This is a genomic window from Hafnia paralvei ATCC 29927, from assembly GCF_001655005.1.
In the GTDB taxonomy this organism is placed as follows: domain Bacteria; phylum Pseudomonadota; class Gammaproteobacteria; order Enterobacterales; family Enterobacteriaceae; genus Hafnia; species Hafnia paralvei.
This window is the reverse complement of the sequence record NZ_LXET01000063.1, coordinates 22,183-34,222: the sequence shown is the minus strand read 5'-3', so window position 1 is coordinate 34,222 and position 12,040 is coordinate 22,183. Positions and strand designations below refer to the sequence as shown.

General features: G+C 50.4%; 10 protein-coding genes. 1 reads left to right on the top strand and 9 read right to left on the bottom strand.

Annotation, left to right across the window (positions count from 1 at the left end; translation table 11 throughout):
• Positions 1–438: 438 nt before the first annotated feature.
• The gene (gene glpK / locus M988_RS20175; RefSeq protein WP_004094211.1) at positions 439–1,947 is read right to left on the bottom strand and encodes a glycerol kinase GlpK; all 1,509 of its coding nucleotides are present in this window, start codon (positions 1,945–1,947) and stop codon (positions 439–441) included.
• A gap of 85 nt (positions 1,948–2,032) precedes the next feature.
• The gene (locus tag M988_RS20170; protein WP_008815796.1) at positions 2,033–2,878 is read right to left on the bottom strand and encodes an MIP/aquaporin family protein; all 846 of its coding nucleotides are present in this window, start codon (positions 2,876–2,878) and stop codon (positions 2,033–2,035) included.
• 522 nt (positions 2,879–3,400) lie between these two features.
• Between M988_RS20170 and zapB the strand changes: the two genes are divergently transcribed.
• Positions 3,401–3,643 (top strand): cell division protein ZapB, encoded by a 243-nt coding sequence (zapB, locus tag M988_RS20165; RefSeq protein WP_004094217.1) that lies wholly within the window; start codon positions 3,401–3,403, stop codon positions 3,641–3,643.
• A gap of 73 nt (positions 3,644–3,716) precedes the next feature.
• On the opposite strand, the gene rraA is transcribed toward zapB, so the two are convergent.
• The 7 genes from rraA to priA all read right to left on the bottom strand — a co-directional run bounded on the left by rraA (position 3,717) and on the right by priA (position 11,988).
• Positions 3,717–4,202 (bottom strand): ribonuclease E activity regulator RraA, encoded by a 486-nt coding sequence (rraA, locus tag M988_RS20160; protein WP_004094220.1) that lies wholly within the window; start codon positions 4,200–4,202, stop codon positions 3,717–3,719.
• A 131-nt stretch (positions 4,203–4,333) separates the two neighbouring features.
• Complete coding sequence (locus M988_RS20155; RefSeq protein WP_004094224.1) at positions 4,334–5,251, bottom strand: 1,4-dihydroxy-2-naphthoate polyprenyltransferase; 918 nt, start codon at positions 5,249–5,251, stop codon at positions 4,334–4,336.
• A 167-nt stretch (positions 5,252–5,418) separates the two neighbouring features.
• Positions 5,419–6,750: an ATP-dependent protease ATPase subunit HslU gene (gene hslU / locus M988_RS20150; protein WP_004094226.1), complete on the bottom strand. Its 1,332-nt coding sequence runs from the start codon at positions 6,748–6,750 to the stop codon at positions 5,419–5,421.
• A gap of 11 nt (positions 6,751–6,761) precedes the next feature.
• Positions 6,762–7,292, bottom strand: a complete 531-nt coding sequence (hslV, locus tag M988_RS20145; RefSeq protein ID WP_025801467.1) for an ATP-dependent protease subunit HslV — start codon at positions 7,290–7,292, stop codon at positions 6,762–6,764.
• 86 nt (positions 7,293–7,378) lie between these two features.
• Complete coding sequence (ftsN, locus tag M988_RS20140; RefSeq protein WP_074388468.1) at positions 7,379–8,356, bottom strand: cell division protein FtsN; 978 nt, start codon at positions 8,354–8,356, stop codon at positions 7,379–7,381.
• Positions 8,357–8,486: 130 nt separating this feature from the next.
• Positions 8,487–9,515, bottom strand: a complete 1,029-nt coding sequence (gene cytR, locus M988_RS20135) for a DNA-binding transcriptional regulator CytR (RefSeq protein WP_008815799.1) — start codon at positions 9,513–9,515, stop codon at positions 8,487–8,489.
• A gap of 277 nt (positions 9,516–9,792) precedes the next feature.
• On the bottom strand, positions 9,793–11,988 hold the full coding sequence (priA, locus tag M988_RS20130; protein WP_039185220.1) for a primosomal protein N': 2,196 nt from the start codon (positions 11,986–11,988) through the stop codon (positions 9,793–9,795).
• Positions 11,989–12,040 lie beyond the last annotated feature (52 nt).

Genomic DNA, 12,040 nt, shown 5'->3' with positions numbered 1-12,040 from the left:
GAAGAGGTTGCCAGCGCGCAACCTCTTCACTCTCGCGCTTTTTATCGAGTTGTTTGACCGACCGGTCTCAGAGCGCACATCCCTGTGCGCCTTCGACCTACCGCCATCATCCCTGATGGCGGTTCTATCATGCATTTCATTCAACACGAGAAGACAAAGCAATATTGTTTTGATTGTTTTGTCTTTTTTGAGTTTAAGTTTTGGTAGATAGAGCAGTAGAAACAGGATGTTTCTACGAGGGGAGGAGGCGCCAAGGATGGCGCATGCCGACCCGATGCGGAAATGGCGTCTCGGATAAAAGCGCGAGGATTGAAGGGGCGCGCGCTGGCGCCCCTCATCGGTCGCCTTCAACTCAGTTTATAGGCAAATGCCGTTGCTGATAGGCGAACGAAACTTTACACCTTAGTTATATACATAACATAACTGGTGAGCCCAATATCAATCGTGCTCTTCCCACGCCTGAGCACGCGATACAGCTTTCTTCCAGCCGCTGTAACGATAGTTACGCTCCACGGTTTCAATGCTTGGACGGAATTCACGCTCGATAGTGGCCTTGCTACGCAGTTCCTCCAGATCGCTCCAGAACCCTACTGCTAGACCGGCTAGATATGCTGCACCCAACGCCGTAACCTCCAGTACTGCAGGACGCTCAACACGCGTTCCCAGAATGTCAGACTGGAACTGCATCAGGAAGTTATTGGCAACAGCACCACCGTCTACGCGCAGCGCTTTTAGACGAGTACCGGAGTCCGCTTGCATTGCATCTAGAACGTCGCGCGTTTGGTAAGCGATAGATTCCAGCGTTGCACGAATAATGTGGTTGCTGTTTACGCCACGGGTCAGGCCGAAGATAGCTCCACGTGCATACGGATCCCAGTAAGGGGCGCCCAGACCAGTAAAGGCAGGTACCACGTACACGCCGTTGCTGTCTTTTACTTTGGTTGCGAAGTATTCGGAGTCCGCCGCGTCGTTAATCAACTTCATCTCATCGCGTAGCCATTGAATTGATGCGCCGCCGATAAATACGGCGCCTTCCAACGCATAGTTCACTTCACCGCGTGGGCCGCAGGCGATAGTCGTCAGTAGACCATGCTTGGAAGGAACGGCTTCTTTTCCGGTGTTCATCAATAGGAAGCAACCGGTACCGTAAGTGTTCTTCGCCATACCTTCTTGCACGCACAGTTGACCATAAAGCGCAGCCTGCTGGTCACCCGCGATCCCTGCGATTGGAATACGAGTACCGCCTTTACCACCGATGTTGGTTTGGCCGTAGATTTCAGATGATGGATGTACGGTTGGCAGCATTTCGCGTGGAATGTCCAAGACCTCTAGCATGCGCTCATCCCACTCCAGCGTATGGATGTTGAACATCATGGTACGAGAGGCGTTGGTGTAGTCGGTGACGTGAACACGCCCCTGTGTCATTTTCCAAACCAGCCAAGTATCTACGGTACCGAACAGCAGCTCGCCGCGTTTTGCGCGCTCACGAGATCCTTCAACGTGATCAAGAATCCATTTTACTTTGGTGCCAGAGAAATAGGGGTCAACCACTAAGCCCGTATTATGGCGAATGTACTCTTCCATGCCTGCTTTTTTCAGTTTCTCACAGATGTCAGCAGTACGGCGGCATTGCCACACAATAGCGTTATAAATGGGTTTGCCTGTCTCTTTCTCCCAAACGATGGTGGTTTCACGCTGGTTGGTGATACCAATACCCGCGATTTGATCAGAACTGATATCCGCTTTCGCTAGGACTTCGACCAGAGTAGAACTTTGCGTCGCCCAAATCTCCATTGGGTCGTGTTCAACCCAACCCGCTTTTGGATAGATTTGCTCAAATTCACGCTGAGAGACGCTGATGATATTAGCGTCATGATCCAGTACCACTGCTCGTGAGCTGGTGGTTCCTTGGTCGAGCGCGACGATGTATTTTTTTTCGGTCGTCATAACATTAATCCTGCGTTGATGAACTGAATACGACATGGTGTCTCAAAAAAATGAAAACCGGTGGAGCGAAGTCCACCGATGAATACTAGGCCTTACGCTGTTCTGTTTTGGTTGCAGGCTCATCTTCGAGCTTGCATACATCACATGGCAAGTGACGACCAATCAGTGAACGGTAACCAAAGGCGCCGATGCATGCGCCGACGATTGGGCCAAAGATAGGTACTAAGAAGTATGGAATATCTCGAGCGCCGGTAAAGGCAACTTCGCCCCAGCCAGCCAGATAGGCAAAAGCTTTAGGACCAAAGTCACGAGCTGGGTTAAGCGCAAATCCGGTCAACGGCCCCATAGATGCCCCGATAACGGCGATGAGAATACCGATCAGCAGTGGCGCTAATGGGCCACGTTGAATGCCGTTGCCGTCATCGGTCAGTGCCAGAATTAGGCACATCAGGATGGCGGTAATAACGGTTTCAACCAAGAATGCCTGCCCTACAGAAATATGTGGGTTCGGATAGGTGGAGAACACACCGGCCTGATCTAGGCTGGCTACGCTGCCTCGGACGATCTGGTGGGCTTGCTCAAAGTCGACGAACAGGTTTTGGTACAAACCGTAGACCAGTGCCGCGGCGCAAAAAGCCCCCGCAACCTGAGCAATGATGTAGGGAATAACTTTGCGCTTATCGAAACAGGCAAAAAGCCATAAGGCGATAGTGACGGCGGGATTCAGATGAGCACCAGAGATAGCGGCCGTCAGGTAAATTGCCATGGCAACACCCAGACCCCAAATAATACTAATTTCCCACTGACCAAAACTTGCACCTGCCAGCTTAAGTGCGGCTACGCAGCCACATCCAAAAAATATCAGCAATGCGGTGCCAAGGAATTCAGCGATGCACTGCCCTTTTAACGTTGAACTAGCTGTTTGGCTCATGACTTGGTGTCCTAACGACGAATTATTGTAGGGGGTGTGAAGCAAGCCCTCATATATTTTTTCTGGGCTTGTTGTAAATTTATCGTTAACGAGCAAAAACGAGAAATAGCGAAATCAAAATGTGTGTACTTCGTCATAAAAATGAGTGAATCCGCGTATTCAGTGCTCTTTTTGCCAAATTTTTTTGTGATCTGACCACTGACACAGATCATGGTGACACGATTTTGTAACTTAATTGTAAATTTATAACGAAGCTGATGAATACGATTTTTAGGGATTAACTGATAGTCATAAGGTGCGATTTTGTTACAGACTGCACTTTGCCCCAGTATCGCGCTAGACAGTAGAGAATGGGGTACATACAATCGGAGTTGAAAAAGAATTTATTGCGCAATGACTCGCGCACCGTGGGTGGCAGTCAGTCGTTGTGTTTATGGGCGCAACTATATTTTCGCAGTGGGTGACAAATAAACGCACTCACTACAGCAGATGTACGCCTGGCTATGATAAGGGGACAGAAGAATGTCATTTGAAGTATTTGAAAAATTGGAAGCAAAAGTTCAACAGGCGATTGATACCATTACGCTGTTGCAGATGGAAATCGAAGAGCTGAAAGAACAGAACACTCAACTGAATCAGGAAGTTCAGCAAGCTGCTGGCTCTCGTGAAGCTCTGGTGCGTGAAAACGAACAGCTGAAAGAAGAACAAACTGCATGGCAGGAGCGCCTGCGCTCTTTGTTAGGCCGCATGGATGAAGTGAATTAATTGACTTTGTTTTCATGCAGGCAAGCAAAAGGCGCTCATTGAGCGCCTTTTTTCATTCAGACTGGGCTATGGACTACTCGAGATCCAATGGCTCTTCAGAGAGAATAATACCTGTGTTGTCAGCATACAGATGATCGCCGGAGAAGAAGGTCACGCCGCCGAAGTTTACGCGGATATCGCTCTCGCCGATGCCTTCACCGTCTGCTCCTGCAGGGATAGCCGCCATCGCTTGAATACCAATATCCAACTCTTCGAGATCGTCGACCTGACGAACGGCACCGTAAACGACAATGCCTTCCCACTCATTCTGTGTAGCCAAACGAGCTAATTCTGCGTTGATCAGCGCACGACGCACAGAACCACCGCCGTCAATGACCATCACACGTCCACGCCCATTCTCTTCCAACAGTTCATAGAGTAGGCCGTTATCCTCAAAGCATTTCACTGTGGTGATCTGCCCGCCAAACGAAGTACGCCCACCAAAGTTGGAGAACAGCGGTTCTACTACATTCACATCTTCATGGTAAATGTCGCATAGTTCGGAAGTATCGTATTTCATAGGATTAACGTCTGTTTGCCGCAGGGATGTTTAGTATATCCCCTTATCCATGTTGTTTGCAAAAACACCAATTGTTAAATGTGGCGATTAGCGGCGCTGGCGCACGTTTTGTGTGCCAGCAAAAGCGAGGATTAACTTAGAACGGTGCCGATGGCAAATAACACATTGGTGAGCAGGGCACTTTTCACCATGCTTTCCAGCATAGGGCGCATAGCCTCAGGCGTTCGATGGGTGAAGACGTAATGACCATGTTTGTACAGCATAGGAATGGCTAACACGAATAACCAGCCAAACGCGCTTTTTAGATAAAGCAGCGCAAACAATGCGAGACATACCACCGAGCCTACCAGTAAACCAACATGGTAGTAGCGTGCTTTTATGGGACCAAGGCGTACAGCAAGCGTGTTTTTGCCGTTGATTGCATCGTTTTCGATATCGCGCAGATTATTGATATTCAACACGGCAGTCGCTAAGAAACCGCAGGCGGTAGCGGGCAGCATGACGACGCTGTCGAAAGTGCCTGCCTGCAAATAGTAGGTTCCAGCAACGCTGAGCCATCCAAAGAAGACCAGCACAGAAATATCACCGAGTCCCATATACCCATAGGGGCGAGTACCCACGGTATAGGTGATCGCAGCGACAATCGCCATTAATCCTAAGATCAGGAATCCAATGATGTCCTGTGGCTTTTGGCAAGCGACGGCAATCAGCGCGATCCCCGACAGAACGGTTAGTACAACGGTAATTCCCAGTGCACGCTTCATCTGTGCCTGAGTAATGACGCCTTTTTGCATACCACGTAGTGGCCCGATGCGCTCTTCGGTATCGCTGCCCTTGACGGCATCGCCATAGTCGTTGGCCAGATTGGAGAGTATTTGCAGCATAGCGGCTGTCAGCAGCGCGAGCAGGGCAATCTCCACCTTAAAGGTGTTTTGCCATGCGGCAATCGCAGAGCCGGTGACGATGGATGCCAAGGCCAGCGGCAGGGTACGCAAGCGCAGACTTTCCAACCAGGCGCGAGGCCTGCTAATTGTTGTTGATGAACTCATTATTCGCTTCAGTCGCTCAGGGGATCCCACGGTGAAAAATTCGGGTGATGGGTTCCAGTTAGGGTCGGTAATCTACCATATTTTATCAATTGGATATTGTAGACATACAAAAGGGAGGCCAAAGCCTCCCTTTTATGACAACCGATAGGGACGGTTCTTGAAACGTATTATAGGATAAACCGGCTCAGATCTTCATCTGCAACGAGTTCATCAAGGTGATTGCGTACATATTCAGCATCGATTGTTACAGTCTGACCGCTCATATCGCTAGCTTCGAAGGAGATCTCTTCGACTAAACGCTCCAGAATCGTGTGTAAACGACGTGCGCCGATGTTTTCAGCGCTTTCGTTAACGCGCCATGCAGCTTCAGCGATGTGACGTACACCGTCGGCGGTGAAGTTGATGGTGAGGCCTTCAGTTGCCATGAGTGCCTGATACTGTTCAGTCAGCGATGCACTCGGCTCGGTCAGGATGCGCTCGAAGTCTTCAGTGGTCAGCGCCTGCAGCTCAACACGAATTGGCAAGCGACCCTGCAGCTCAGGGATCAGGTCCGATGGGCTCGAAACTTGGAATGCACCTGAAGCAATGAACAGGATGTGGTCAGTTTTCACCATGCCGTGTTTGGTTGAAACCGTGCAGCCTTCAATGAGAGGCAACAGATCGCGCTGAACACCTTCACGAGAAACGTCTGGACCAGAAGATTCACCGCGTTTACAGATTTTGTCGATCTCATCGATAAATACGATACCGTTTTGTTCAACGGCATTAATCGCCTGCTCTTTCAGCTCTTCAGGGTTAACCAGTTTCGCCGCTTCTTCTTCAATCAGCAGTTTGAAGGCTTCTTTGATTTTAATTTTGCGCGCTTTTTGCTTTTGCCCACCCAGATTCTGGAACATGGACTGCAGTTGGTTGGTCATCTCTTCCATTCCTGGAGGAGCCATAATTTCAACACCAACCGGAGAAGCGGCTAATTCTAATTCGATTTCTTTATCATCCAACTGGCCTTCACGCAGCTTCTTGCGGAAACTCTGGCGCGCGGCAGAAGGCTCAGCGCTTTGTTCTGGCTGGCCCCAGTTGTTTTTAGCGGGTGGGATCAGAACATCCAGAATGCGCTCTTCAGCCATTTCTTCGGCACGATAGCGATTCTTTTCGATGGACTGCATGCGCACCATTTTCATCGCGGAATCTGTCAGATCGCGAATGATTGAGTCGACTTCTTTACCTACATAGCCGACTTCAGTGAACTTAGTCGCTTCAACTTTGATGAATGGCGCATTAGCCAGTTTAGCCAGACGACGTGCAATTTCGGTTTTACCGACGCCGGTTGGGCCAATCATCAGAATATTTTTGGGTGTTACTTCATGACGCAGTTCTTCATTCAACTGCATGCGGCGCCAGCGGTTACGCAGGGCAATAGCCACGGCGCGCTTTGCAGAGTGCTGGCCGATGATGTAGCTATCGAGTTCGCTGACAATTTCGCGTGGGGTCATCTCAGACATGTTTGGAGTCCTTACGCTTTGGAGTCTAATTCTTCAATGGTGTGGAACTGATTGGTGTAGATACAAATATCACCAGCAATACCCAGCGCTTTATCAACAATTTCGCGGGCACTCAGTTCTGTGTTTTCGAGCAATGCGCGAGAGGCTGCCTGAGCATAAGGGCCGCCGGAGCCTATCGCGATTAAATCATTTTCTGGCTGAATGACGTCACCATTACCGGTGATGATGAGGGAGGCGTTTTCATCCGCGACCGCCAGCAGCGCTTCGAGTTTGCGCAGCATACGATCGGTACGCCAATCTTTGGCAAGCTCAACGGCCGCTTTAACCAAATGTCCCTGATGCAGTTCCAGCTTGCGTTCGAAGAGTTCAAACAGGGTGAAGGCATCTGCGGTGCCACCGGCAAATCCGGCAATCACGCGGTCGTTATACAGACGGCGAACTTTGCGAACATTACCTTTCATGACGGTATTGCCCATGGTCGCTTGGCCATCACCACCGATTACCACTTTACCGTTGCGGCGTACGCTTACTATTGTTGTCACGAGCAGACCCCCGTAGCTGACGAAATAAGAACCCCACACCTTTGTGTGGGGGCATTGTCAGATAGATGGGGGGGATATTTTGCTTTTCAACCCCCGGCTGAGAGGGCAATACATCCAGACATTCCTTCGCCCTTCAATCGTTGCAGCATTTTATCTGCTGCGGCACGACTGCTGTATGGGCCTAACAAGACGCGATTCCATCCACCACCAGCGGTAATTCGGCTTTCGACGCCGCCGAATGCCAATTGCGCACGAACGGATTCCGCCTGATCGGTGCTGCGGAATGAACCGCACTGTACCAGCCATTTTTGGCTGTTTTCTTTTTCAGGCGCTTTTTCTTGCTTAGCTTCTTTCGCCGCGGTTGGTTGTTCCGCTACGCTTGTTACCGGAGCTGGCTTTTCTTTATGCGGTTGCTGAACGGGCTGCTGAGCGGTTTGCGCCGGCGGTGTAGTACGCGCAGGGCGTGTTGGCTCTGTTTGTGTTTGGCGCGGTTGGGTTGGTTGAGTGGTCGTCGTATTCTGCTGTGAGAACGGATTACGTGGTTGAGTCGCCGTTACCGGTTGTTGCTGAGTGTAGGTTTGATCCGGCATGCGGCTGTTTTGTGGCGTACGGCGCGCAGTCTGCATTTGATCGTTGTACGGCACTTCTGACAGCTGAGTTGGCTGCTGACGCATATCAGACTGCATCTGATCTAACAGTTGACGCTGTTCCGCGGTGAGCTGTGGCTGCTGATTTTGTGTCGCCGAAGCACTACTGCTTGGCTGTGTAGGCGTAGCTACGCCTACCTGACGATTCTCAAGCTCTTTGATGTAACGCCAGCGTTCTTCCGGTTTTGGCGGAAGGCCATTACCGGCATGTTTTGCCTGCGTCGGTAACAGTTCATCGCTGTCTGGTTTATGGTGAGTCAAAAAATAAAGGCCGGCAGCGAAGGTCACTAAAACCCCCATAGCAAGAACCACCATGGTTTTAGAAATACCAGGAGATGACTTCTTCTTTTTCCGGGTATTGGTTTTGCGCTTCGCTCCTGATGAGCGGCCCCGGCTCACATAATCTCGTTGTGCCACTGTCTTTTCGCTACATCGTAACACCCATCATTCTATTGCTGCACCCGCGTTAGCAAGGCCGCAGCTCCAATTATGTTGGGTATTTATTTTGAATTAAGAGCGCCATGTTACTGAACTCATCCCAATTTAACTAGCGTTTCGGCGCAGATGTACTTCCTCTAACGATAAATTCGCTGTCTAACAGTCTCGAACCGCTAACTACGGAGCGACTGTGAAGCTGCTCTAATAGCAGTAACATGGCTTCACGCCCAATTTGATAGCGAGGCTGAGACACGGTAGTCAGCGGAGGATCGCAGTACTGAGCCAGTTTTATATCATCAAAACCAACCAGTGAAACATCATCTGGTACGCGCAATCCCATGCGTTTTGCCTGTGACAGCGCGCCGATGGCCATAACGTCGCTATGGCAGAAGATCGCCGTTGGGGGTTGTGGCAGCGACATCAGTGCCAGCATCGCCTGTGCGCCGGCTTCATAGGTAAAGTCACCGCGTTCAATAAAGCTCTTTTCCTCTGCAATGCCACAACGACGCAGTGCCTGAATATAGCCACGTAGACGATATTTGCTCAGCGGCATGCTTTCTGGCCCTGCAATGCAAGCAATGCGGTGATGACCTAATTCATGTAGATACAACACGGCTTCGAAAGCGGCTGTGAGGTTATCGATATGCACAGTAGGCAGTTCAAGTTCAGGTGCAAACTCATTCGCCATGACCATCGGTGGCAAGTTTTTCTGTTCTTCTTTGCTGGCGTCGAAAGGTACGTTCGAGCCTAGCAGCAACATGCCGTCTATTTGTTTAGTAATGATGAGGTTTACGAAAGTTTTTTCTTGCTGCTGCTGTTGCGCGCAATCACCAAGCAATACTAAATAGCCATGCTCTGCAGCGGTACGTTCAACACCCTGAATGACTTCGGCAAAGAATGGGTCACAGATATCGGGAACTATCACCAGAATGGTTCGCGACTCATTGCGTTTTGAACTACGCGCCAGTGCGTGTGGAGAATAACCAACGGCTAATACGGCCTGCTCAACTTTTTGGCGGGTAGCGGCAGAGACTTTCTCGGGGTTCATCAATGCTCTTGAAACGGTGGCTGTTGAGACACCGGCGTGTTCAGCCACGTCTTTCATGGTGGCAGCAGACATGCTTTGCTTCTCTTCCAACGCTGTTCTCCTTGCGTCTAGCGAAACGTTGACGCGGGCGGTGTTACTCTTCCTGTTTTACTGAATGAAAACCAGCTTCCTTGCGTCATCCCAGTTTTGTTGCTCGGAATGCTCATACCAGTTCATGAATTACCATATGGATCACATTTTAAACAGAATGCACCCTGCTGTTGTTACCTAATTTGCATGAGAAATGTGACCGAGATAGATTTTTTAGATCAGGATCGCAAATCGCTGTTTTTATCCATCTGTCTTATGGCCTTTCTCACTTGGACGATCAGTTGTCCGTTGGATCAACATCGAGCGTCCATTTCACTCTTTTCACGGCTGGTAAGGTGCTTATTAGCGGCAGTGTACCTTTAACGATTTTCTGTAACCGTGCGCGCGAAGGGTGCTGTAGTAACAGCTGCCAACGGAATCGTCCACCGCGTTTAGGTTGTAACGCTGGAACGGGCCCGAGTATCCAAAACGACTCATCCCGCAACGGACTGGCTTCCAACAGGTTTCTTAGCTGCTGCAAAAATTGTGGCGCATTCTGGTTATCATGATCGTCAGCACGCACCATGATATGGCTAGTATAGGGGGGTAAGAATACGCTTTTACGCTCTTTAAGCGCTTGCTCAGCAAAGGCGTCGTAGCCCTGATTCAACAAGGTTAATAGAAGAGGATGTTCTGGGTGATGGGTCTGTAATATCACCTCTCCCTGTTTGCCTGCGCGTCCTGCTCGACCGGAAACCTGTGTATATAGCTGGGCAAAACGCTCAGCAGAATGGAAATCAGCAGAAAAGAGTGCGCCATCAACATCAAGCAAAGCCACTAGCGTGACGTTGGGAAAATGGTGGCCTTTCGCCAACATTTGGGTGCCGATTAATATACGAGCCCCCCCTCGATGTACTTCGGCCAATTGCTGTTCCAATGCGCCTTTGCGGCTGGTTGTGTCGCGATCGATGCGCGTAATCGGTGTATCAGGAAACAGCGTGGTAAGCTCGGCTTCAAGTTGTTCGGTGCCGAGTCCGACGGGCAGCAGATTAGTGCTGCCACACTGTGGGCACTGGCGCGGAATCGGTTTTTGGCTATCACAATGATGACAGCGCAGATGATGCTGTTGCTGATGTAACGTGTAGTAATGGTCACAGCGTTGGCATTCGGCAATCCAGCCACACTCGTGGCACAGCAGCGCAGGGGCAAAGCCTCGTCGATTCAGGAACAGGATAACCTGATTTCCGGCATCAACGTGTTGTTTCATCCGCTGTAATAGCGGCTGGGCAAGCCCAGCTTTGAGCGGTAGACCTTTTAAATCTAGCAGGTGTTGGGCTGCGGGTTTGGCATTACCTGCTCGCTGGGTCAGTCGCAGGCGACGGTATTTCCCCAGTTCAACATTGTGCAGCGTTTCCAAGGCGGGAGTGGCTGAGCCAAGCACAATAGGGATATTCTCCTGATGTGCGCGGAATACGGCTAAATCTCGCGCGTGATAGCGCCATCCTTCCTGCTGTTTATAGGAACCATCATGTTCTTCATCAATGATGATGACGCCTAAACGAGCAAAAGGCGTGAACAGCGCCGAACGGGTTCCTATGACGATTGCGCTTTCGCCATTACGGGCACGTAGCCATGCCGCTAGGCGTTCGCTATCGTTTAAGCCTGAGTGGAGAACGTCAACCGGTGCATTAAAGCGTTCTCTAAAACGAGCGATAGTTTGTGGCGTAAGGCCAATCTCAGGCACTAAGACCAGCGCCTGACGGCCTTGAGCCAAAATATTTTCGATTACGCTGAGATAGACTTCAGTCTTGCCTGAACCCGTTACGCCAGCAAGCAGCCAGGCGCTGAACTGATTGTCCTCACTGCGAATCGCGCCTACGGCGGTGGCTTGCTCGGTATTGAGCTTTAGTCGCTCACCGTTAACGGCATAATTGGCGCGCCAGTCGTGTAATTCTGGTGATTCGGCACGGAGCTCCGCAAGCCCTTTGGTTTTGATGCTTTGCAGCGCTGCTTCGTTTAAGTCACATTCGGTCACCTGATGGCGATACAAAGGCCGCTGTAACAGCGTCGCCAGAGCTCGCTGTTGTTTAGGTGCTCGTTTTAGTGTTTCTGGCGGCGTAGCCTTCCCTTGTTCAGTGATGACCCATTGCCACAGTTGCCCATGTTGTGCTGGTTTGCCTTGGCGCAGCATCACCGGCAACGCATGAAACAGCACTTCGCCAATTGGGTAATGATAATAATCCGCAGCCCAGCGCAGCATGTGCCACATACGGGAAGAGAAAAGTGATTCATTATCTAGCACTTGGTGAACAGATTTTAAGTTCTCAAGCGGAAGTTCGCTGTGCTCACCAAATCCAGTGATAATACCGATCATTTTGCGCTGTCCGAAAGGCACACTGACCCGTGCTCCTGCGATGGGGGTTATCCCCGTTGGCAGAAGATAATCAAAGGTACGGGATAATGGAACGGGTAAGGCTACGTGAACGACCGGCATGTTTAATCCTGCTTCCAAATGTACGCTTAGTTTACATGTCGGGGGGAAGGTT

Coding starts and splice junctions, on each gene's coding strand:
- glpK (WP_004094211.1), bottom strand. CDS start 1,947: ATGACGACCGAAAAAAAATACATCGTCGCGCTCGACCAAGGAACCACC.
- M988_RS20170 (WP_008815796.1), bottom strand. CDS start 2,878: ATGAGCCAAACAGCTAGTTCAACGTTAAAAGGGCAGTGCATCGCTGAA.
- zapB (WP_004094217.1), top strand. CDS start 3,401: ATGTCATTTGAAGTATTTGAAAAATTGGAAGCAAAAGTTCAACAGGCG.
- rraA (WP_004094220.1), bottom strand. CDS start 4,202: ATGAAATACGATACTTCCGAACTATGCGACATTTACCATGAAGATGTG.
- M988_RS20155 (WP_004094224.1), bottom strand. CDS start 5,251: ATGAGTTCATCAACAACAATTAGCAGGCCTCGCGCCTGGTTGGAAAGT.
- hslU (WP_004094226.1), bottom strand. CDS start 6,750: ATGTCTGAGATGACCCCACGCGAAATTGTCAGCGAACTCGATAGCTAC.
- priA (WP_039185220.1), bottom strand. CDS start 11,988: ATGCCGGTCGTTCACGTAGCCTTACCCGTTCCATTATCCCGTACCTTT.